This is a genomic window from Pseudomonas sp. 2848, assembly GCF_003253945.1.
Taxonomy (GTDB): domain Bacteria; phylum Pseudomonadota; class Gammaproteobacteria; order Pseudomonadales; family Pseudomonadaceae; genus Aquipseudomonas.
In genome coordinates, this window is sequence record NZ_QKZD01000002.1 from 565,831 (window position 1) to 587,780 (window position 21,950).

At 65.0% G+C, this 21,950-nt stretch carries 14 protein-coding genes; 8 read left to right on the forward strand and 6 right to left on the reverse strand.

Annotated features, from left to right (window positions below; translation table 11 throughout):
- Nucleotides 1–41: 41 nt before the first annotated feature.
- From DFS21_RS06620 to aceE, 3 genes are all read right to left on the reverse strand, one after another.
- On the reverse strand, nucleotides 42–2,735 hold the full coding sequence (locus tag DFS21_RS06620) for a bifunctional diguanylate cyclase/phosphodiesterase (protein WP_110697395.1): 2,694 nt from the start codon (nucleotides 2,733–2,735) through the stop codon (nucleotides 42–44).
- A 252-nt stretch (nucleotides 2,736–2,987) separates the two neighbouring features.
- Nucleotides 2,988–4,616 (reverse strand): dihydrolipoyllysine-residue acetyltransferase, encoded by a 1,629-nt coding sequence (gene aceF / locus DFS21_RS06625; protein WP_110697397.1) that lies wholly within the window; start codon nucleotides 4,614–4,616, stop codon nucleotides 2,988–2,990.
- A 13-nt stretch (nucleotides 4,617–4,629) separates the two neighbouring features.
- Nucleotides 4,630–7,275, reverse strand: a complete 2,646-nt coding sequence (aceE, locus tag DFS21_RS06630) for a pyruvate dehydrogenase (acetyl-transferring), homodimeric type (protein ID WP_110697399.1) — start codon at nucleotides 7,273–7,275, stop codon at nucleotides 4,630–4,632.
- 383 nt (nucleotides 7,276–7,658) lie between these two features.
- Between aceE and glnE the strand changes: the two genes are divergently transcribed.
- From glnE to DFS21_RS06670, 8 genes are all read left to right on the forward strand, one after another.
- Entirely contained in the window at nucleotides 7,659–10,592 is a 2,934-nt protein-coding gene (glnE, locus tag DFS21_RS06635) for a bifunctional [glutamate--ammonia ligase]-adenylyl-L-tyrosine phosphorylase/[glutamate--ammonia-ligase] adenylyltransferase (protein WP_110697401.1), read from the forward strand.
- A gap of 139 nt (nucleotides 10,593–10,731) precedes the next feature.
- Nucleotides 10,732–11,781: a lipopolysaccharide heptosyltransferase II gene (gene waaF / locus DFS21_RS06640; RefSeq protein WP_046857431.1), complete on the forward strand. Its 1,050-nt coding sequence runs from the start codon at nucleotides 10,732–10,734 to the stop codon at nucleotides 11,779–11,781.
- Entirely contained in the window at nucleotides 11,782–12,840 is a 1,059-nt protein-coding gene (gene waaC, locus DFS21_RS06645) for a lipopolysaccharide heptosyltransferase I (protein ID WP_102681879.1), read from the forward strand.
- On the forward strand, nucleotides 12,840–13,964 hold the full coding sequence (locus DFS21_RS06650) for a glycosyltransferase family 4 protein (protein ID WP_110697403.1): 1,125 nt from the start codon (nucleotides 12,840–12,842) through the stop codon (nucleotides 13,962–13,964). Before waaC ends, DFS21_RS06650 begins: the two co-directional genes overlap by 1 nt.
- A complete protein-coding gene (gene rfaP, locus DFS21_RS06655) occupies nucleotides 13,961–14,767 on the forward strand; it encodes a lipopolysaccharide core heptose(I) kinase RfaP (RefSeq protein ID WP_046857428.1) in 807 nt (268 codons plus the stop codon). Before DFS21_RS06650 ends, rfaP begins: the two co-directional genes overlap by 4 nt.
- Complete coding sequence (locus DFS21_RS06660) at nucleotides 14,767–15,501, forward strand: lipopolysaccharide kinase InaA family protein (RefSeq protein ID WP_102681882.1); 735 nt, start codon at nucleotides 14,767–14,769, stop codon at nucleotides 15,499–15,501. The genes rfaP and DFS21_RS06660 overlap by 1 nt, the downstream gene beginning before the upstream one ends.
- Nucleotides 15,498–16,250: a lipopolysaccharide kinase InaA family protein gene (locus tag DFS21_RS06665; protein WP_110697405.1), complete on the forward strand. Its 753-nt coding sequence runs from the start codon at nucleotides 15,498–15,500 to the stop codon at nucleotides 16,248–16,250. The genes DFS21_RS06660 and DFS21_RS06665 overlap by 4 nt, the downstream gene beginning before the upstream one ends.
- Nucleotides 16,250–17,692 (forward strand): lipopolysaccharide kinase InaA family protein, encoded by a 1,443-nt coding sequence (locus DFS21_RS06670; protein WP_110697407.1) that lies wholly within the window; start codon nucleotides 16,250–16,252, stop codon nucleotides 17,690–17,692. Before DFS21_RS06665 ends, DFS21_RS06670 begins: the two co-directional genes overlap by 1 nt.
- A gap of 18 nt (nucleotides 17,693–17,710) precedes the next feature.
- Here the strand turns inward: DFS21_RS06670 and DFS21_RS06675 are convergent, their stop codons facing one another.
- The 3 genes from DFS21_RS06675 to DFS21_RS06685 all read right to left on the reverse strand — a co-directional run bounded on the left by DFS21_RS06675 (nucleotide 17,711) and on the right by DFS21_RS06685 (nucleotide 21,857).
- A complete protein-coding gene (locus DFS21_RS06675) occupies nucleotides 17,711–20,494 on the reverse strand; it encodes a dermonecrotic toxin domain-containing protein (protein WP_111532010.1) in 2,784 nt (927 codons plus the stop codon).
- 68 nt (nucleotides 20,495–20,562) lie between these two features.
- Complete coding sequence (locus DFS21_RS06680; RefSeq protein ID WP_111532011.1) at nucleotides 20,563–20,748, reverse strand: hypothetical protein; 186 nt, start codon at nucleotides 20,746–20,748, stop codon at nucleotides 20,563–20,565.
- The gene (locus tag DFS21_RS06685) at nucleotides 20,745–21,857 is read right to left on the reverse strand and encodes a PepSY domain-containing protein (RefSeq protein ID WP_110697413.1); all 1,113 of its coding nucleotides are present in this window, start codon (nucleotides 21,855–21,857) and stop codon (nucleotides 20,745–20,747) included. Before DFS21_RS06685 ends, DFS21_RS06680 begins: the two co-directional genes overlap by 4 nt.
- Between the last annotated feature and the right edge of the window lie 93 nt (nucleotides 21,858–21,950).

Genomic DNA, 21,950 nt, shown 5'->3' on the forward strand with positions numbered 1-21,950 from the left:
GGACCGAATGGCTTCTATAGTGCCCGAGCTTTACGCTGCTGTCAGTCCACCGGCCCACGCGGATAGCGGCGCAGCTTCTCGCTCAGCTCGCGCCCCGGGATAGGGCGGTCGAACAGGTAACCCTGGCCGACGTCGCAGCGGTGCCGGCGCAGGAATGCCAACTGCTCGGGCGTCTCGATGCCCTCGGCGACCACCTTGAGCTTGAGGTTGTGGGCCATGGCTACCACCGCCGAGGTGATCTCCATGTCGTCCTGATTGTCGGGGATCTCGTTGATGAAGCTGCGGTCGATCTTGATGATGTCGATCGGGAACTTCTTCAGGTAGCTCAGCGACGAGTAACCGGTGCCGAAGTCGTCCATGGCCAGGGTCAGGCCCAGGGCCTTGAGCTCGTCGAGCTGGCGGTGGGTGTCTTCGGTGGCTTCGAGCAGCAGGCCTTCGGTCAGCTCGAGTTCCAGCAGGTGCGGCGGCAGGGCTTCTTCCTTGAGGATGCCGGCGATCGAGCCAACCAGCTCCGGGTCGGAGAACTGCTTGGGCGACAGGTTGATGGCCACGTGCAGGTTGCCAAGACCTGCTTCGCGCAGCTGCTGGCTCATGCGGCAGGCCTGGCGCACCACCCACTTGCCGATGGGGATGATCAGGCCGGTTTCCTCGGCCACGCTGATGAACTGGTCGGGGCGGATCATGCCGCGCTCGGGGTGGTTCCAGCGCAGCAGCGCCTCAAGGCCCAGCAGGCGACCGCTGCGCAGGCAGAGCTTGGGCTGGTAGAACACTTCCAGTTCGTTCTGGGTCAGGGCGCGGCGCAGGTTGTTCTCGACGAACAGCTTGTAGCTGGCCTCGGCGTTGAGCACCTCGGTGAACACCTGGACCTGGTGCTTGCCGTTGGCCTTGGCCTTGTGCAGGGCCAGGCCTGCGTTCTTCATCAGTGTGGCCGGGTCGCTGCCGTGCAGCGGCGCGCAGGCCAGCCCCACGGAGGCGGTGACGTTGATCAGCTGGTTGTCGACGAACATCGGCTTGTCGAGGGTGCGCAGCAGCTGGTGGGCCACGCCCTGGCCGTCATCGAGGCTGGTATCGTCGAGCAGCACGGCGAACTCGTTGCTGGCGAAGCGCGCCAGGCTGCCGCCGTTGGCCAGGCTGTTGCGCAGGCGCCGGGCCAGGCTGATCAGCAACTTGTCGCCGGTCTGGTGGCCGAGGCTGTCGTTGATCCGCTTGAAGTTGTCGATGTCCACCAGCAGCAGGCAGATCGGGCTGTTGCTGTCGCGGGCGAAGCGCTCGTCGAGGTTGCGGATGAACGCAGGGCGGTTGCCCAGGTTGGTCAGGTTGTCGGTGTAGGCCAGGCGCTCGATGCGCTGCTGGGCCAGCTTGCTCTGGGTGACGTCTTCGTAGATGCCAATGTAGTGGGTCAGCTCGCGGTTGTCGCCGTACACCTTGGAGATCGACAGTTGTCCCCAGTAGGGCTCGAGGTTCTTGCGCCGGCTCTTGAACTCGCCCTGCCAGCTGTTGCCCATGGCCAGGCTCGACGGCGAGTCGAACAGCAGCTCGCTGAGGTTTTCCAGGGCCGGCAGTTCGGCCAGGTGGTGGCCTTGGACTTCCTCGGTGCTGTACTGGGTGATCGCCGTGAAGCTGGGGTTGACGTACTCCACCACGCCGTCGCGGTTGACCAGCAGGAAGGCGCTGGCGCTTTGCTCCACGGCCCGCTGGAACAGGTGCAGGGCGCTGGCGGCGGTGCGTCGGTTGTGGTTGTTGATGACCTGGGCGAACTGGTCGGCCAGCTCGCCAGCAAAGGCGATCTCGTCCGACTGCCAGGCCCGCGGCTGGCCGGTCTGCTCCAGGCACAGCACGCCGACCACCTGGCCATCGATGCGGATGCTGGCATCGAGCATGGCGTTGTCGTCGGTGCTGTACAGCGACTCGGCCATTTCGCGGGTACGTGGGTCGTGGCTGGCGTTGTGGGCGTCGATGGCGCGGCTGGCGTGCAGGGCCTCGAGGTAGTCGGGGAAGCGGCTGGCGTCGATCGCTTCGGGCATGCGGTGCTGCTGTTCGCGGCGATACCAGGCGCTGATTGGCTCCAGGCGCTGGTCATTCAGGTACCAGATGCTGGCGCAGTCGACCCGGTAGATCTCGCAGGCGCTGCGGGTGATCAGCTCGGCGGCTTCGAGCAGCGAGTTGCCCACGCTGTAGCGCTGTCGCGCCAGGCGCAGGATCAGGTCTTGCTGGGCGCGTACCCGGTCCAGGTGCTCGAGCTGCTCCTGCTGGGCGCGCTGGTTCAGCTGCAGGGCCAGCTGCAGGCGGTTGTTGCGCGATTCCAGATCGTTGGCGTCGAGGTCGGGGGCGTCCTGCTGGTGGTCATCGAAGGCCGTCAGGTAGCCACGCAACAATTGGCGGTTGTGCTGCTTGTAGCTTTCGCCGACCTCCAGCAGGCGCAGTGGCGCAGGGCTGGCGTGCAGGGTGTAGCACACCCGGTAATAGCCGCGCTGGGCCAGTTGCAACTGGATCTCGTCGTGCAGCTTGTAGCGCGCCTCCGGCTCCATGAGGCTGGCATAGGGCGAGCCGATCAGGGCGCAGAGCTCGGCGGCGGGCAGGCCGAACTGGCGGTCGCAGGCCGGATCGAGGTAAAGCATCGCCCAACTGGCTTCGTTCAGCCGTTCGAAACGCAGCATGCCGAGCCGCGAGGGCACGGGGAGCTGCGTCACGACCTCGGCCGCCACACGGCTGGCGGCATCGGGTTGGCTTTTCATCGAAGACTCGCTTGAACTGGGGCGCGGCCTGAGGCACGGCGTATCGGGCAAGGTTGCATCATGTCCCGTGGGCTGGCAAGCGGCCATGCGGGATGCTGTGAACAGGTTGTCGGCTGGTGGGGGGGAATCTGAAGGTCAGGAGCTTGCAGCTTGCAGCTGATAAAAAAAGCCCCGCCAATTGGCGGGGTTGAGGTACGAGCGTGGCAGCTCGAAAACGGTGCTGCCCCTCGAGTGAGGGGCAGCGTGCAGCTATTACAGCAGCATGGTGCGGATATCGCCCAGCACGTCGCCCAGGCGCTTGGTGAAGCGCGCGGCGGCGGCGCCGTTGATCACACGGTGATCGTAGGACAGCGACAGCGGCAGCATCAGCTTGGGCTGGAAGGCCTTGCCATCCCAGACTGGCTGCATGGTCGCCTTGGACACACCGAGGATCGCCACTTCCGGCGCGTTGACGATCGGCGTGAAGCCGGTGCCGCCAATGTGACCGAGGCTGGAGATGGTGAAGCAGGCGCCTTGCATGTCGTCGGCCGAGAGCTTCTTGGTGCGGGCCTTCTCGGCCAGCGCGGCGGCTTCGGCAGCCAGTTGCAGCAGGCTCTTCTGGTCGACGTTCTTGATCACAGGGACCAGCAGGCCGTCCGGGGTGTCCACGGCGAAGCCGATGTGCACGTACTTCTTGCGGATGATCGCCTTGCCGCTTGGTGCCAGCGAGCTGTTGAAGTCCGGCAGTTCCTTGAGCAGGAAGGCGCAGGCCTTGAGCAGCAGCGGCAGCACGGTCAGCTTGACGCCAGCCTTCTCGGCCACGGCCTTCTGCGCAACGCGGAAGGCTTCCAGCTCGGTGATGTCGGCGGAGTCGAACTGGGTCACGTGCGGCACGTTCAGCCAGCTGCGGTGCAGGTTGGCGGCACCGACCTGCATCAGGCGGGTCAGGGCGACTTCTTCGACTTCACCGAATTTGCTGAAGTCGACGGCCGGGATCGGCGGGATGCCGGCACCACCGGTGGCGCCGGCAGCCGGGGCTTCCTTGGCCTTCTGCATCATCGCCTTGACGTAGACCTGCACGTCTTCCTTGAGGATACGGCCGTGCGGGCCAGTGGCCGCGACCGAGCCCAGGTCGACGCCGAATTCACGGGCCAGCTGGCGAACGGCAGGGCCGGCATGGACCTTGGCGTTGCTGCCGGCGGCAGGCGCGGTGGCGACCGGTGCAGGGGCGGCAGCCGGAGCAGCAGCGGCAGGTGCCGCGGCCGAAGCGGCTTCAGCCTTGGCCGGTGCTGCAGCGGCCGGCGCCGGAGCGGCGGCAGGAGCAGCGCCAGCGGCTTTGATCTTGAAGATCAGGTCGCCGGTGCCAACTTCGTCTTCCAGCTTGCACAGCACGGCTTCGATCACGCCAGCGGCAGGCGACGGGATCTCCATGGAGGCCTTGTCGGACTCCAGGGTGATCAGCGACTGGTCGGCTTCGACGGTGTCGCCGACCTTGACCAGCACTTCGATGATCTTGGCCTTGCCCGACGAGCCGATATCCGGCACGTGGATGTCCTGTACGCTGGCGGCAGCCGGGGCTGCGGCCGGAGCAGCAGGCGCGGCTTCAGCGGCAGGCGCTGGAGCAGCTGCCGGGGCCGCGGCCGGAGCCTCAGGCGCCGCGGCAGCGGCACCCTCGACTTCCAGGACCAGCAGCTCGTCGCCTTCTTTCAGGCGGTCGCCCAGCTTGACCTTCAGTTCCTTGACCACGCCGGCCTTGGGGGCCGGAATCTCCATGGAGGCCTTGTCGGACTCCAGGGTCAGCAGGCTCTGGTCGGCCTCGATACGGTCACCGACCTTGACGAACAGCTCGATGATTTCACCTTCACCGCTGCCGATGTCAGGTACGCGAATGAGTTCGCTCACTTAAAAATACTCCTCAGCAGTCCAGTGGGTTGCGCTTGTCCGGGTCGATGCCGAACTTGACGATGGCGTCAGCCACAACCTTGGGTTCGATCTCGCCACGGTCAGCCAGGGCTTCCAGGGCAGCCAGCACCACGAAGTGGCGGTCGACTTCGAAGAAGTGACGCAGCTTCTTGCGGCTGTCGCTGCGACCGTAACCGTCGGTACCCAGGACCTTGAACTCTTTGCTCGGCACCCACTGGCGAATCTGCTCGGCGAACAGCTTCATGTAGTCGGTGGAGGCGATGACCGGGCCCTTGCGACCGGCCAGGCACTCTTCGACGTAGGTCTGCTGAGGCTTCTGGCCCGGCTTGAGGCGGTTGGCGCGTTCCACGGCCAGGCCGTCGCGACGCAGTTCGTTGAAGCTGGTGACGCTCCACACGTCGGCGCCGACGTTGAACTCTTCACGCAGGATCTTCGCCGCTTCGCGGACTTCGCGCAGGATGGTGCCGGAGCCCATCAACTGCACGTGGTGCGCGGCTTCGCGGGTGTCTTCTTCGAGCAGGTACATGCCCTTGATGATGCCTTCCTCGACACCGGCCGGCATGGCTGGCTGCTGGTAGGATTCGTTCATCACGGTGATGTAGTAGAAGATGTCCTGTTGCTCTTCGGTCATCTTCTTCATGCCGTCCTGGATGATCACCGCCAGCTCGTAGCCGTAGGTCGGATCGTAGGTGCGGCAGTTCGGGATGGTGCCCGCCATCATGTGGCTGTGACCGTCTTCGTGCTGCAGGCCTTCACCGTTGAGGGTGGTACGGCCGGCGGTACCGCCGATCAGGAAACCACGGGTGCGGCTGTCGCCAGCAGCCCAGGCCAGGTCGCCGATACGCTGGAAGCCGAACATCGAGTAGAAGATGTAGAACGGCAGCATCGGCTGGTTGTGGCAGCTGTACGAGGTACCGGCAGCGATGAACGACGACATGGCGCCGGCTTCGTTGATGCCTTCCTCGAGGATCTGGCCCTTCTTGTCTTCGCGGTAGAACATCACCTGGTCTTTGTCGACTGGCTCGTAGAGCTGGCCGACCGACGAGTAGATGCCCAGCTGGCGGAACATGCCTTCCATACCGAAGGTACGGGCTTCGTCCGGGATGATCGGGACGATGCGCTGGCCGATGTCCTTGTCCTTGACCAGCTGCGCCAGGATGCGCACGAAGGCCATGGTGGTGGAGATTTCGCGGTCGCCCGAGCCGTCGAGGATCGCTTTCAGCGTTTCCAGTGGCGGGGTCGGCACGCTGAAGCTCTTGGCGCGGCGCTGCGGCACGAAACCGCCCAGGGCAGCACGGCGTTCGGCCAGGTACTTGGCTTCGGCGGAACCTTCTTCGGGCTTGAAGAATGGCAGGTTCTCGAGGTCGGCATCCTTGACCGGGATGTCGAAGCGGTCACGGAAGTGACGCAGGCTGTCGACGTCGACCTTCTTGGTGTTGTGCGCGGTGTTCTTGGCTTCGCCGGCACCGGTACCGTAACCCTTGATGGTCTTGGCCAGGATGACGGTTGGCTGCTCTTTGTGGTTCACGGCCTGGTGGTAGGCCGCGTAGACCTTGTACGGGTCGTGGCCGCCACGGTTGAGCTTCCAGATCTCCTCGTCGGACAGGTCTTCGACCATGGCCTTGAGCTCTGGGGTGTTGAAGAAGTTCTCACGGACGTACGCGCCGTCCTTGGCCTTGTAGTTCTGGTACTCGCCGTCGATGACTTCGTCCATGCGGCGTTGCAGGGCACCGTTGGTGTCCTTGGCCAGCAGTGGGTCCCAGAAGCGGCCCCAGACGACTTTGTTGACGTTCCAGCCACCGCCACGGAACACGCCTTCGAGTTCCTGGATGATCTTGCCGTTGCCGCGAACCGGGCCGTCGAGGCGCTGCAGGTTGCAGTTGATGACGAAGATCAGGTTGTCCAGCTTCTCGCGGCCGGCCAGGGCGATTGCGCCCAGGGATTCCGGCTCGTCGCACTCGCCGTCGCCCATGAAGCACCAGACCTTCTGCTTGCCGGCCGGGATGAAGCCACGGGCTTCCAGGTACTTCATGAAGCGCGCCTGGTAGATGGCCTGGATCGGGCCCAGACCCATCGAAACGGTCGGGAACTGCCAGAAGTCAGGCATCAGCCATGGGTGCGGGTACGAAGACAGGCCGTTGCCGTCCACTTCCTGGCGGAAGTTGTTCATCTGCTCTTCGTTGATGCGGCCTTCCATGAAGGCGCGGGCGTAGACGCCTGGGGATGCGTGGCCCTGGAAGAAGATCAGGTCGCCGCCGTGTTCGTCGGTCGGGGCCTGGAAGAAGTAGTTGAAGCCGATGTCATACAGGGTGGCGCTGGAGGCGAAGCTGGAGATGTGTCCGCCCAGGTCCGAGTCTTTCAGGTTGGTGCGCATGACCATGGCCAGGGCGTTCCAACGCACCATCGAGCGAATGCGGCGTTCCATGAACAGGTCGCCGGGCATGCGTGCTTCGTGGGTGACAGGGATGGTGTTGCGGTACGGCGTGGTGATGGCATATGGCAGCTGGGAGCCACTGCGGGTGGCCAGCTCGCCCATACGGGTCATCAGGTAATGAGCGCGGTCTTCGCCTTCTTTGTCGAGGACCGACTCCAGGGCATCCAGCCATTCCTGGGTTTCGATTGGATCGAGGTCTTGCATGGCTTGCTCCAGGGCGGAAAGGCCACCAGAATCGATGGCCTGAGTTTGCGACTGGCCTTATGGGCAGACGTCGTGAATTCTTGGATTACCGGACAGTCATCCGGCGCGGTGTAGTTTTACTACAAATGCTTTCGCATTTCATGCTTTTGCACGTTGGGCGTAGTAGTAAAACTACACAAATGCGACGTTTGGTCGCATCCCGGGTTGTGAGGAAAAACGTTCATGTTGGTTGGCGGTGTGTCGCGAGCAGGTGAATCTTGATGGGTTTTGCCAATTTTTCGTCTTTATCAGCTATTTCCAACTTTTGTACGACAGTCCAACCGTGGTCCAACCCCCGTTTGACCTCTCCAACCGCTCTCTTTCACGCCGATCAAGGATAGACCATGCGCCTGCCTTTGCCGCTCGATCTGCCTGCCGCTCTCCAACCACTGGTCGCTCGCAACCAGCAATTTCTCCGCGATGCCTTGGCCGGTCATGCTGATCTGCACCTGGACAGCCTGGGCGCCGAGCATCGTCGCCAGTTCGACCAGGTCGCTGCGGCCAGTGACTTCGTCCTGGAGCAGGCCCAGCGCGATCCGGCGGTGCTGTTCGAGCTGCTGGCCAGTGGCGCGATGGACCAGGCATACACCCCGGGCCAACTTCGCGCTCACATCCATGTCGTCGCCCAGGCCGCGCAAAGCGAGGACGAACTGGCGCGCAACCTGCGCCGTGAGCGCAACCGCCAGCAGTTGCGCATCATCTGGCGCGACCTGACCCGCCAGGCAGCGTTGGCCGAGACGTGCCGCGATCTGTCCGACCTGGCCGATGCCAGCATCGACGAAGCCTATCAATGGCTCTACCCGCGCCATTGCCAGCAGTTCGGCACCCCCATCGGCAACCGCAGCGGCCAGCCCCAGCACCTGGTGGTGCTGGGCATGGGCAAGTTGGGCGCGGTGGAGTTGAACCTGTCGTCGGACATCGACCTGATCTTCGCCTTCCCCGAGGGCGGTGAAACCGAAGGCGTGAAGCGCTCGCTGGACAACCAGGAGTTCTTCACCCGCCTCGGCCAGCGCCTGATCAAGGCGCTCGACCCGGTCACCGTCGATGGCTTCGTGTTCCGTGTCGACATGCGCCTGCGCCCGTACGGTTCGGCCGGCGCGCTGGTGCTCAGCTTCAATGCCCTGGAGCAGTACTACCAGGATCAGGGGCGCGACTGGGAACGCTACGCCATGATCAAGGCGCGGGTGGTGGCCGGCGACCAGGCGGCCGGCGCGCAGCTGCAGGAAATGCTGCGGCCTTTCGTCTATAGGCGCTACCTGGACTTCTCCGCGATCGAAGCGCTGCGCACCATGAAGCAGCTGATCCAGCAGGAGGTGCGGCGCAAGGGCATGGCCGACAATATCAAGCTGGGGGCCGGCGGCATCCGCGAAGTCGAGTTCATCGCCCAGGCATTCCAGCTGATCCATGGCGGGCGCGACCTGAGCCTGCAGCAGCGGCCGCTGCTGAAGGTGCTGACCACCCTGGAGGGCCAGGGCTACCTGCCGCCGGCGGTGGTCGCCGAGCTGCGCGACGGCTATGAGTTCCTGCGTTACACCGAGCACGCGATCCAGGCCATCGCCGACCGCCAGACCCAGATGCTGCCGGATGACCCGACCGACCGCGCGCGCATCGCCTATATGCTGGGCTTTGCCGATTGGGATGGCTTCCATGCCCAACTGATGCACTGGCGTGGGCGGATCGACTGGCATTTCCGTCAGGTGATCGCCGATCCGGATGAGGATGAAGCCGAGGGCGAACTCGTAGTCGGTGGCGAATGGTCGCCCCTGTGGGAGCAGGCCCAGGATGAAGAAGCCGCCGGGCGCCAGTTGCAGGAGGCCGGTTTCCACCAGCCTGCCGAGGCGCTGCGCCGGCTCAATGCCTTGCGGGTCAGCCCGACGCTGCGTTCGATGCAGCGCATCGGTCGTGAGCGCCTGGATGCCTTCATCCCGCGCCTGCTGGCCCAGGCGGTCGAGCATGACAACCCTGACCTGGTGCTGGAGCGGGTGCTGCCCCTGGTCGAGGCGGTGGCGCGCCGCTCGGCCTACCTGGTGCTGCTCACCGAAAATCCCGGCGCGCTGCGTCGTCTGCTGACCTTGTGCGCGGCCAGTCCATGGATTGCCGAGCAGATTGCCCGTTACCCGCTGCTGCTTGACGAGCTGCTCAATGAAGGCCGGCTGTTCAGCCCGCCGCTGGCCCCGGAGCTGGCCGCCGAGCTGCGTGAGCGGCTCACCCGCATCCCCGAGGATGACCTTGAGCAGCAGATGGAGGCGCTGCGCCACTTCAAGCTGGCCCACAGCCTGCGCGTGGCCGCCTCGGAGATCAGCGGCAACCTGCCCCTGATGAAGGTCAGCGACTACCTGACCTGGCTGGCCGAGGCCATTCTCGACCAGGTGCTGGCCCTGGCCTGGCGCCAGACCGTGGCGCGCCATGGCCAGCCCAAGCGCAGCGACGGCAGCCTGTGCGACCCGGGCTTCATCATCGTCGGCTACGGCAAGGTCGGCGGCCTCGAGCTGGGCCACGGCTCGGACCTGGACCTGGTGTTCATCCACGATGGCGACCCGAACGCCGAGACCGACGGCGCCAAGCCCATCGACAGCGCGCAGTTCTACACCCGCCTGGGTCAGCGCATCATCCACCTGCTGACCACCCAGACCAACTCCGGCCAGCTCTACGACGTGGACATGCGCTTGCGCCCGTCCGGCGCCTCGGGGTTGCTGGTGAGCTCGTTGGGCGCCTTCGAGCGCTACCAGCAGAACGAGGCCTGGACCTGGGAACACCAGGCCCTGGTACGGGCCCGGGTGCTGGTCGGCTGCCCGCAGGTGGCGACGGCCTTCGAGGGCGTTCGGGCCAAGGTGCTTGGCCAGCCCCGCGACCTGGACAAGCTGCGCGTCGAAGTGAGCGAGATGCGCGCCAAGATGCGTGACAACCTGGGCACCAAGGCCACCGGCGCAGGCACTGCGGGCAATGCCTTCGATGCCGGCCAGCCCTTCGATATCAAGCAGGATGCCGGCGGTATCGTGGATATCGAATTTATGGTGCAATACGCCGCTTTGGCCTGGTCCCACGACCATCCGGCCATACTGCGCTGGACCGACAACATCCGTATCCTCGAAGAGCTCGAACAGGCCGGGTTGATGCCCGCCGCCGACGCCGTGCTGCTGCGCGAACTGTACAAGGCGTTCCGCTCGGCCTCGCACCGCCAGGCCTTGCAGAAGCAGGCCGGGATGATCGACGCGGCGCAGTTCGCCGAGGAGCGCCGTGAGGTAAGGCGGATCTGGGGGCAGCTTGGGTTGACCTGAGCTTGCCGGGGCCGCGCTGCGGCGAAAAGGGCGCAATGCGCCCTCGGTGGTACACTGTCCGCCACATAGCCTGAATATAAAGAGGGGAGGCCAGGTTGTAGCGCAGCCTGCAGCCTCCCCGAATGTTTCTGGATAAAGCATGAGAATACTGATCATTGGCCCCAGCTGGGTCGGCGACATGGTGATGGCGCAGACCCTGTTCCAGAGCCTCAAACAGCAGCACCCCGACTGCGTGATCGACGTGCTGGCACCCGAGTGGAGCCGGCCGATCCTCGAACGCATGCCCGAGGTGCGCCAGGCCTTGAGCTTCCCGCTCGGCCACGGCGCGCTGGAGCTGGCCACGCGGCGGCGCATCGGCAAGTCGCTGGCCGGCCAGTACGACCAGGCGATCCTGCTGCCCAATTCGCTCAAGTCGGCGCTGGTGCCGTATTTCGCCGGCATCCCCAAGCGCACCGGCTGGCGCGGCGAGATGCGCTACCTGCTACTCAACGATGTGCGCAAGCTGGACAAGGCGCGTTACCCGCTGATGATCGAGCGCTTCATGGCCCTGGCCTACGCACCGGGTACCGAGCTGCCTAAGCCGTATCCGCGCCCGGCCCTGCAAATCGAGGCCGCCAGCCGCGAGGCCGCCCTGGCCAAGTTTGGCCTGGAGCTGGACCGCCCGGTGCTCGCCCTGTGCCCCGGCGCCGAGTTCGGCGAGGCCAAGCGCTGGCCCGCCGAGCATTACGCCGAGGTGGCCGAGGCGATGATCCGCCAGGGCTGGCAGGTGTGGTTGTTCGGTTCGAAGAACGACCACCCGGTCGGTGAGCAGATCCGCGACCGACTGATCCCGGGCCTGCGCGAAGAATCCTGCAACCTGGCCGGCGAGACCTCGCTGGCCGAGGCCATCGACCTGATGTCCTGCGCCAGCGCGGTGGTGTCCAATGACTCCGGCCTGATGCACGTGGCCGCCGCCCTCAACCGTCCGCTCGTGGCGGTGTATGGCTCGACCTCGCCGGGCTTCACCCCGCCGCTGGCCGACCAGGTGGAAGTGGTGCGCACCGGTATCGAATGCAGCCCCTGCTTCGACCGCACCTGCCGCTTCGGCCACTACAACTGCCTGCGGCTGCTGGAGCCGGCTAAAGTGATCGCCGCCTTGCACAGCCTGGGTGGCTCCGACCTGATCGCAACCGTGGCCGAGGTCGACTGAGTGCGGGTCCTGATCATCAAGACGTCGTCGCTGGGCGACGTCATCCATACGTTGCCAGCGCTTACCGACGCCGCCCACGCCATCCCCGGCATCCGTTTCGACTGGGTGGTGGAGGAAGGTTTCGCCGAGATCCCCAGCTGGCACCCGGCGGTCGACCAGGTGATCCCGGTGGCGATCCGCCGCTGGCGCAAGAATATCTGGCAGACGCTCAAGAGCGGCGAATGGAAGGCCTTCAAGCAGCGCCTGCGCGAGCACAAGTACGACTTGGTGATCGATGCCCAGGGCTTGGTCAAGTCGGCCTGGCTGACCCGTTACGTGAAAGCGCCGGTAGCCGGTCTGGACCGTTACTCGGCCCGTGAGGGCTGGGCCAGCCGCTTCTACGACCGGCGGCTGTCGGTCGCTGTCGGCCAGCATGCCGTTGAACGCGTGCGGCAACTGTTCGCCCTGGCCCTGGCCTACGACCTGCCGGAAGGGCTGGGCAACTACGGCCTTGACCTCAACCGCTTGCAACTGCCGCCCGCCGCGCCTTACGTGGTGTTCCTGCATGGCACCACCTGGGCCACTAAACATTGGCCTGAGGCCTACTGGCGCGAGCTGGCCGAGCGCATGGGCCGGCGCAAGCTGCAGGTAATGCTGCCATGGGGCAACCCTGCGGAAAAAGCCCGCGCCGAGCGTATCGCCCAGGGCTTGAACAATTGCCAGGTGCTGCCCAAATTGAACCTGGCTGGCGTAGCCCGTGTGCTGGCCGCCGCCAAGGCCTGCGTGGCGGTGGACACCGGCCTGGGCCACCTGGCCGCCGCCCTGGATGTGCCGACCATCTCCCTGTTCGGCCCCACCAACCCTGGTCTGACCGGTGCCTACGGACGCGCCCAGATCCACCAGGCGAGCGACTTCCCCTGCGCCCCGTGCCTGCAGAAGAAGTGCACCTACAAACCGAGCGCCGAGGACCTGCGCCGGTTCGATCTCAAACGCGAGTGGCCGCTGTGCTTCACTCGCCTGAATCCCGAGCATGTGGCGGGCCGCTTGAGCGCGCTGCTGCTGGCTGAGGATGTTCGTTGATGCAACTGGCTTTTGTGCTCTACAAGTATTTCCCCTTTGGCGGGCTGCAGCGTGACTTCATGCGCATCGCCCTCGAATGCCAGAAGCGTGGCCACCAGATCCGTGTGTACACGCTGATCTGGGAAGGTGACATTCCGCCGGGCTTCGAGGTGCTGGTGGCGCCGGTCAAGGCGCTGTTCAACCATCGCCGCAACGAGAAGCTCAGTGCGTGGATGGCGGCGGACCTGGCCAAGCGTCCGGTCGATCGCCTGATCGGCTTCAACAAGATGCCTGGCCTGGATGTCTACTACGCCGCCGACGGCTGCTTCGAGGACAAGGCCCAGACCCTGCGCGGCGGCCTCTACCGCCGCTGGGGCCGCTATCGCCACTTCGCCGAATACGAGCGGGCGGTGTTCGCCAAGGACGCACGTACCGAGATCCTGATGATCTCCGAGGTGCAGCAGCCGCTGTTCATCAAGCACTACGGCACTCCCGAGGCGCGTTTCCACCTGCTGCCGCCGGGCATTTCCCAGGACCGCCGGCGCCCGGCCGACGCCGAGGCCATCCGCGCCGCCTTCCGCCAGGAGTTTGGCCTGGCCGACGACGAGCTGCTGCTGGTACAGATTGGCTCGGGCTTCAAGACCAAGGGCGTTGACCGCAGCCTCAAGGCCCTCGCGGCGCTGCCATCGAGCCTGCGCAAACGCACGAAACTGATGGTCATCGGCCAGGACGACCCCAAGCTGTTCCAGGTGCAGAGTACTGCGCTCGGCCTGGGTGATCAGGTGCAGTTCCTCAAGGGGCGCAGCGATATCCCACGCTTCCTGCTCGGCGCCGATCTGCTGATCCACCCTGCCTACAACGAAAACACCGGTACCGTATTGCTCGAGGCGCTGGTTGCCGGCCTGCCGGTGCTGGTGTCGCAGGTGTGCGGCTACGCCCACTACATCGCCGAGGCCGACAGCGGCCTGGTGCTGGACGAGCCGTTCGAGCAGGACCAGCTCAACGCTTATCTGCAACGCATGCTCGAAGACGCCGCGGCCCGTGCAGCCTGGTCGAGCAACGGTGTGGCGTTCGCCGCCACCGCCGACCTGTACAGCATGCCGCAACATGCCGCCGACGTGATCCTTGGGCAGGAAACCGCATGAAGCTGATACTGGCCGAACCGTTCAAGCGCCTGTGGGCCGGGCGTGACCCCTTCGACGCCGTCGAAGCCCTGCAGGGCGAGGTGTACCGCGAGCTGGAAGGCCGTCGCACCCTGCGTACCGAGGTCGATGGCGCGGGCTTCTTCGTCAAGATCCACCGTGGCATCGGCTGGGGTGAGATCTTCAAGAACCTGTTCAGCGCCAAGCTGCCGGTGCTCGGTGCTGGCCAGGAATGGCGTGCGATCCAGCGCCTGCATGAAGTCGGCGTGCCGACCATGACCGCGGTGGCCTACGGCGAGCGGGGTGGCAACCCGGCCACCCAGCACTCGTTCATCGTCACCGAGGAGCTGGCGCCGACCGTCAGCCTGGAAGACTTCAGCATCGATTGGGTGAAGCAGCCGCCAGCGCCCCGCCTGAAGCGCGCGCTGATCGCCGAGGTGGCGAAGATGACCGGCGGCATGCACCGCGCCGGGGTCAACCACCGCGACTGCTACATCTGCCACTTCCTGCTGCACACCGATCGCCCGGTGACGGCGGACGACTTCCGGCTGTCGGTGATCGACCTGCACCGTGCCCAGACCCGGGCGACGGTCAGCCGCCGCTGGCGCGACAAGGACCTGGCGGCCCTGTATTTCTCGGCCCTGGACATCGGTCTGACCCGTCGCGACAAGCTGCGCTTTTTGCGCGGCTACTTCCAGCGCCCGTTGCGCCAGGTGCTCAAGGACGAGGCTGCACTGCTCGCCTGGCTGGAGCGCAAGGCGCAGAAGCTCTACGACCGCAAGCAACGTTACGGGGACGCACTCTGATGGCGAGCTGGAACCTGGCGCCTGAGTATGCGCACCTGGCGGCCGATTTCGGCAGTATCGACGCGGTGTTCGCCATCAAGGGCGAGCGTCTGACCCGCGACCCGTTGAGCGAGGTCATCCGCATCGAACGGGACGGGGTCAACTACTACGTCAAACGCTACACCGGAGCCGGCAAGCACATGCGCCGCTACCTGGGGCGCCCGCGAGTCAAGGCTGAGTGGCAGAACCTCAAGCAGTTCGCCAAGTGGGGCATCCCCACCGCCGACGTGGTCGCCTGGGGCCTCGAGCGCCAGGGCCTGGCGTTTGGCCGTGGGGCGATGATCACTCGCGAACTGCCACGCACCGAGGACCTCTCGGCGTTGGCCGAGCGCAATGACCCGCGCCTGCGTGACGCGGCCTGGGTCGATCATGTCAGCCGTCAGCTGGCGCGGCACACCCGGGTAATGCACGATCACCATTTCGCCCACAACGATCTCAAATGGCGCAACCTGCTGGTCGATGACCAGGGCACGCTGTTCTTCATCGATTGCCCGACGGGCGACTTCTGGCGTGGTTTCATGCTGCGCCACCGGTTGATCAAGGACCTGGCCTGCCTGGACAAGGTCGCCAAGTATCACCTGTCGGCGACCCAGCGCTTGCGCTTCTACCTGCAGTACCGCGGGCATGCGCGCCTGCATGCGCGCGACAAGAAGCGCATCCGTCAGGTGCTGAGCTTTTTCGAGGGAAGGGAATGACCGACTACCTGGCCAGTGCCGACCAGGCACTGCTGCAACGGCACGGACTGGGCGACTTCGAGGCGCTCTGGGCCCTGCAACTTGACGCCGTGGACGAACCCAACACCGGCCGCGGCGGCTGGAGCAGCGTGTTCCGCCTCGAGCTCGAGGGCAAGGGGTACTACCTCAAGCGCCAGAGCGACTACCTGACTCGCAGCCTGCACCGGCCGTTCGGCGAGCCGACCTTCGCCCGTGAGTTTCGCAATATCAGCCGTTACCAGAAGCTCGATATCCCGGCCTTGCAGGCGGTTTTCTATGGGGAGCGCAAACAGGCCGGCCAACACCGGGCGATCCTCATGACCCGGGCGCTGGACGAATGGACCGACCTTGAGCATTTGCTCGGCCATTGGCCGCAGACATCCGCGCCGCAACGCCAGGGCATCCTCCAGGCCTGTGGCCAGCTGGCGCGCACACTGCACGGCGCCGGGCAGATGCACGGTTGCTTCTACCCCAAGCACATTTTCCTGCGTGAGCGCCGCGAGGGCTGGCAGGCACAGTTGATCGACCTGGAGAAGACCCGTCCGCTGCTGTTCGGCATGCGTGACCGGGTCAAGGACCTCGAACCGCTGCTGCGCCGCGCCCGGGCCTGGGACGAGGCGGACGTGCGCATGCTGCTGGCGGCCTACCTGCAGCAGCCGGCCGACAGCGCTCTGGTTTCCACCTGGCTGCAACGCCTGACCCAACGCCGCCGTCACAAAGAGGCCCGCTGATGCGCCTGTCCGAATTGAAGGAGGCCGGGCGCAACCCAAGCCTGCCCCTGATCATCACCCTCGCCGACGCAGCAGGCAGCGCCGACCTGCAACTGCTCAGCCTGCTGCGCGTGCTGCCGGGCCAGCGCTATGTCGGCGCCGGCATCTGGCGAGGCACCAAGGTCCTGGCCAAGTTGCTGGTCGGCGGCAATTCCGCCCGCCACTTCCAGCGCGAACGCGATGGCGCCCGACTGATGGCCGATCAGGGCCTGACCACGCCACGGCTGCTGGTCGATGGCCTCAAGGAAGGCGAAGGTGGCTGGCTATTGTTCGAATACCTCGATCACGCCGAAAGCCTGGGTGACGCCTGGGCCAAGGTGGAATCATTGCCGATGCTCGCCGACGAGCAGCACCTGGTGCTTGGCGAGGCGTTGACCGCCATCGCGCACCTGCATGCCAAGGGTTTGTGGCAGGAAGACCTGCACTTGGACAACCTGCTGCGCCAGGACGGTCAGCTGTACCTGATCGACGGCGCCGGCATCAAGGCCGAAACGCCCGGCCAGCAGCTGTCGCGCCAGCGTGTGCTGGAAAACCTCGGGGTGTTCTTCGCCCAGTTGCCCAAGCGCCTGGAGCCCTTTATCGAGGAGGCGCTGGTGCATTACATCCTGGCCAACGCCGAGCATGCGCTGCCGCTGGAGGCGTTGCAGAAGCAGGTGGACAAGGTGCGCAACTGGCGCCTGAAGGACTACCTGGACAAGGCCGGGCGTGAATGCACGCTGTTCAGCGTTGCGCGCAACCTGTCGGGCCTGCGCGCCATCCGCCGCGGCGAGGTCGAGGCGCTGCTGCCGGTGCTCGAGCAGGCCGATGCGTTGATTGACCAAGGCCACCTGTACAAGACCGGTGGCGCGGCCAGCGTGGCGCGTATCGAGGTGGGTGGCCGCACGCTGGTGCTCAAGCGCTACAACATCAAGAACACCGCGCACTGGTTCAAGCGCTTCTGGCGCCCGAGCCGGGCCTGGCATTCGTGGATCGAAGGGCATCGCCTTGAGTTTCTCGACATTGCCACGCCACGGCCATTGGCGGTGCTGGAGCAGCGGGTGATGGGGCTGCGCAGCACGGCCTACCTGGTGACCGAGTACGCCGACGGGCCGGACCTGATCGAATGCTTCGCGCCCTATGTGGAAAGCGGCGAGGCGCCCGACGAGCAGGTCGAGGCCCTGGTGCGGGTGATGCAGCAGCTGATCCGCGAGCGCATCAGCCATGGCGACTTCAAAGGCCATAACCTGTTCTGGCAGGCCGGCCAGTGGTCGCTGATTGACCTCGACGCCATGTGTCAGCACGCCACCCAGCTCAGCTTCGCCCCGGCGTTTGCCCGTGACCGGGCGCGGTTGCTGCGCAACTGGCCGAGCGGCAGCGCCTTGCATCAGCGACTGGACCGGCTTTTGCCAAAACGGGTCGAGTAAGGCAGCGGGTTCGGGCTTTCATTGGGCGGGCGGTGGTTGGTCTGGCAGGGTCAGCCAGTCACTGCTGCGCCCTGCCTGGCGAACGCGTATCAGCCACTGGCCGTTTTCGTGACGCATCACCGCCCACGGCACCACCCCGGCGTTGTTGGCGACAGTAATCTGCAAGTGGTAGTGATCCGGCAGCAGGTGACGACGCACCGGCAACTGTCCGTTCTCGAGCGCCAGGTACAGCTGATCGTCAGCCTCAAAGAGCCCTTGTTCGATGTTCAGTGGCAGGCCGGCCACAGGCACCTGCAGGTAGCAGTCTTGCAATAACTGCTTCAGGTCGGGCAGCCCGTCGTACCAGAGTACCGGTGAGTCTATGACCCACTGCCCGTCGGACTTGCGCTTGAGCGGTTGCTGCAGGTAAACGTCCGGCTGGTCAGGGTCGATGGCCCGCCAGCGGTAGCCGTCGAAGCTGACCTGGTAATAACGGTTGTCGTTGTCCTTGACGAAGTACAGTGAGTGCCCGCCAAACGCCGAGCTTTGCTCGTATACACCTTCACCGTAGATACCGTCTATGCGATAGCGCAGGCTGCTGCCTGGTTGTACCTGGAGGCGTGCGGGCAGTGGCAATGGCGGTTGTTTGGGGATCCCGCGCAGGGATCGGCGTAGCACTCTGGAACCCAGAAAGCTGGTACCCGCATCGTTGAGGTGGCTAAGCGCTTGATAGGCATGCCGCATCACCCCTGCGACATCCTCTTGCTTGAAGGCCTCGACGCCGTCCCAGATATCAATTGCCATGCGGCCGATCGACAGCACCAGCAGCGCACGGTTTGGCAGCAGCAGGCTGATGAAGTCCAGTAAGCGCCAGCTGAGCGCCATGACCGATGCCACGTTCACTTCCCTGGTCGTCATGCTGTCGGCATCGGCCTGAGCGATCAGCGCCCGGGCTTCGGCCATGTAGTAGACGAAGAAAAGGTCGTCCTTGATCTCGGGTGTCGTCAAATGTGTGCTCATGCGCCCCTTGTCCAGCAGCCGCTGCACCGTGGCGGCAGGCAGCAATGGCAGGCGCTGGGCTACGTATGCTCTCAACGTGGGCTGTTGGCGCAATGTGCGAAGCAGTTCGCGGGTTGTTCGAAAGCGGCGCCAGGACCTGCGGTCCGGGGCATCCGGGGTGTACAGCACGCATGCCGGAGACTTGTTGGGAGGGCTGTTGAGCAGAAGCACGCCCTGCAGGGTATGGCCCATGATGTTTAGCTGCCGAACAGTGACCGGGTAGCCTGTGACTGGCGCACGCAAGGCATTGTGTGGTTGGTCCAACACTGCGCGCACCCAGTTGTAGCCGTGTTCGAAAGGGTCTTCGCCAAAGTGTCCGGCGTAGCGCGCCTTGACTGCTTCAGCGTGCATGCGTGCACGGTTGACCTTGCTGTGCGCGGTCAGGCGCCATTTGCCCGCTCTGGAACTGATAAGTTGGGTGTGCAGGTACTTTGCGTAGCTGTCACCTACGTTCAGTTCCCGGACCATGTGCTTGACATGCTGCGGCGTGAGCCCGGCGGGAATGGCTTTTCCGTGGGCATGGCTCACCCGAGCAGTAAGCCAGTAGTCGGTATCGAACCACGGCAAGTTCTTGAGGGCGATCTCTTCGAGCGTGTTGATTTCCTCGACCATTTCCACCATCTCGTGGCCCACGCGTCGCATGCCGACATAGGTGACATAGGATGAGATGGCGAAGGGATGCATGATGGCGCCGGTGCGGCGGGCACGCACGACCCTGATCTTGATATCGCGAGGATCTGTGTCGTACCCCAGGTTATGGCTAAGGCGCTCGCGAAGGCGTGCGTTGGCCCAGGCCAGCAGGCTATTGCGGTGCTTGAAGTCGTTAAGGCTCAGCACTCCCGGGGCAGCAGCCTGCTCGGCGATTGCCACCAGCTCTTGCATGGTCTGCATCATATGGCTCAGGCCTTGCGCAGATGTGTTGCGCAGCCAGTTCGGCAGGTTCTTCTCAAGTAATCTGGAGTAACGTGTCAGCAGGATGGGTTTGGCGCCGACTTCGTGCCAGAGTTGCATGGCTTTATGTATTCGGGTGTGCTGGTCGGGTGAGCCGTTGCTCCACAAGACGGCGTCACTCAAGCGTTGGCGCTGGGCTTCTATCGCACTGTCGATCTGGGCCTCCAGCAGGCTATCGGTGTACCAGTCATAGCGCAGGCGCTGTGACCGACGAACGCGGTCCGCCTGTGGGTCAGGATACAGATGCAGCAGAGGCTTGCTCTGGAGTGGGTCCTCCAGGCGTTCGCAAAGTTCCTGGTGCAGTGCGGCAGGGGAGTCGAAGGCCTCTATGCCTTGTGAGAGGCTGCATAGCAAGGCCATGCCTGCGGCATCCTGAGGCGTGAGCATAGGGCCCTCGGCGGTGCCGGCGACGATGATCAGTGTGCCTGGCAGGTAGCTACGCCAGTTGGGTCGTATGCCGTCGAGCAGCACGCGATAGACCTGTGGCCTGCTGGCCAGCGGCAGCTGCCTGCGCTGGGAGGGAAGTGGCTGTTCCAGGCACGCCCGCAGCTGCTCGGCTGACCCGTTGGCCAAGGTCTGGTCGCCCAGGCGCAATTCAACCTCGGCAAGCATCAGCGCCTTGCGCAGTGCCAGCAGCTTTTGTCTTGGGGTTTCGCCTTGCTCATCGGCCGTTGTCCAGAAGCTGGCCAGTTCGCCGTGCAGCCAGGTGCGTGTATCGGGGTTGATGGGGTGCTGAGGGTCAAGGGTCGGGAGGCCGCCGAGCAGGTCGCTGATATGTCGGTCGATCTGTTCCAGTTGTTCGAGGGGGCGCATGGGGCGGGTCCTTGGTTGAGGAAAATCCCCATGCTTGGCAATGCCTGCGGTTGCGGGGTGGTAGTGGGCTAGCGCACCCGACGCCAGAGCAGCCCGCGCAAGCTCAACAGGGCCGGCAGACCCAGGCCGGCCCATGCCAGAATGTCCCAGCCACCGTCGCCGAGCAGTGCGGCGAAGAGGCCCAGAAGCCCAAATATGGCAATCAACGCTGGCCAGACGAAGATGCGTACAGTGGCTTGCGACCTGTGGCTCATGCGCGCGACTCCCTGGTTTTGCGCTGCTTGCCCCACCACAGGTAGAGGCCGCTGCCGAGCACGATGATTGTCAGCACGTCCAGCAAAGCCCAGAGGATCTGCATCGGTCTCCCGCCGTAATCGCCGAAATGCAAAGGCTGCGACAGGCCCATCGCATCCATGTACCAGGGACGATCGCCTACGGCCGTCACTGCAAGGGTGCGAGCATCGATCAGTACCGGAGTGAACAGGTGCGAACTCAGGTGTGTGGCACCGTTCATGAACACCGCGTAATGGTGCTCGCTGGAGAAGCGCGTGCCGGGGAAGGCGATGAAGTCCGGGCGCATGCCGGGCGCGGCCTGTTCGGCGATCTTCAGCAGCTGCGTGGCCGGGGCGCGTTCGGTGAGCGGCGGGGCATCGCGGTAGGGCGCGACCATGGCCGCCAGGCTGTCGTTGCGCCAGGCGGCGATCACCAGGTCGGACAGGGCGCTGATCACCCCGGTGACGCCGACCACCAGGGCCCAGGTCAGGGTGACCACGCCGATCAGGTTGTGCAGGTCGAGCCAGCGCAGGCGCCGGGATTTGTCGTGGCGCACCGTGGCGAACTTCAGGCGGCGCATGAACGGCGCGTACAGCACCGTGCCGGAGACGATCGCGACGACGAACAGCAGGCCCATGAAGGCCAGCCACAACTTGCCGGGCAACCCGGCGAACATGTCCACGTGCAGGCGCAGCATCAGCATCATGAAACCGCCGTTGGCCGCCGGCATGGCCACGGCCTCGCCTGTGCGGGCATCGAGCATGAAGGTGTGCGATTGGTCGGGGTGGGTGCCGGCGGTGGCGGCCATGATCGCCACCACGCCGTTGGGTTCGTCCTCTTCGTAGCCGAAGTACTGCATGACTTCGCCAGGACGGTGTTGTTCGGCCTTGAGCACCAGTTGCTGCAGGTCCAGGTGCGGGGTGCCGGCGGGCATCTCGCGCAGTTCGGGGGCATCGCCCAGCAGGTGTTCCAGCTCGTGGTGGAAGATCAGCGGCAGGCCGGTGAGGGCCAGCAGCAGCAGGAACAGCGTGCACACCAGGCTGCTCCAGGTGTGGATCGCTGACCAGCGGCGGATGGTTTGGCTTTTCATCACGGCTCCTTACGCATCGCGGGGCAAGTCGCATCGGCGCACCGCCGCTCCCACCGCCTGTGGGAGCGGCGGTGCGCCGATGCGACTTGCCCC

Coding starts and splice junctions, on each gene's coding strand:
- DFS21_RS06665 (WP_110697405.1), top strand. CDS start 15,498: ATGACCGACTACCTGGCCAGTGCCGACCAGGCACTGCTGCAACGGCAC.
- DFS21_RS06660 (WP_102681882.1), top strand. CDS start 14,767: ATGGCGAGCTGGAACCTGGCGCCTGAGTATGCGCACCTGGCGGCCGAT.
- aceE (WP_110697399.1), bottom strand. CDS start 7,275: ATGCAAGACCTCGATCCAATCGAAACCCAGGAATGGCTGGATGCCCTG.
- rfaP (WP_046857428.1), top strand. CDS start 13,961: ATGAAGCTGATACTGGCCGAACCGTTCAAGCGCCTGTGGGCCGGGCGT.
- DFS21_RS06685 (WP_110697413.1), bottom strand. CDS start 21,857: ATGAAAAGCCAAACCATCCGCCGCTGGTCAGCGATCCACACCTGGAGC.
- DFS21_RS06620 (WP_110697395.1), bottom strand. CDS start 2,735: ATGAAAAGCCAACCCGATGCCGCCAGCCGTGTGGCGGCCGAGGTCGTG.
- waaF (WP_046857431.1), top strand. CDS start 10,732: ATGAGAATACTGATCATTGGCCCCAGCTGGGTCGGCGACATGGTGATG.
- DFS21_RS06670 (WP_110697407.1), top strand. CDS start 16,250: ATGCGCCTGTCCGAATTGAAGGAGGCCGGGCGCAACCCAAGCCTGCCC.
- DFS21_RS06675 (WP_111532010.1), bottom strand. CDS start 20,494: ATGCGCCCCCTCGAACAACTGGAACAGATCGACCGACATATCAGCGAC.
- DFS21_RS06680 (WP_111532011.1), bottom strand. CDS start 20,748: ATGAGCCACAGGTCGCAAGCCACTGTACGCATCTTCGTCTGGCCAGCG.
- DFS21_RS06650 (WP_110697403.1), top strand. CDS start 12,840: ATGCAACTGGCTTTTGTGCTCTACAAGTATTTCCCCTTTGGCGGGCTG.
- glnE (WP_110697401.1), top strand. CDS start 7,659: ATGCGCCTGCCTTTGCCGCTCGATCTGCCTGCCGCTCTCCAACCACTG.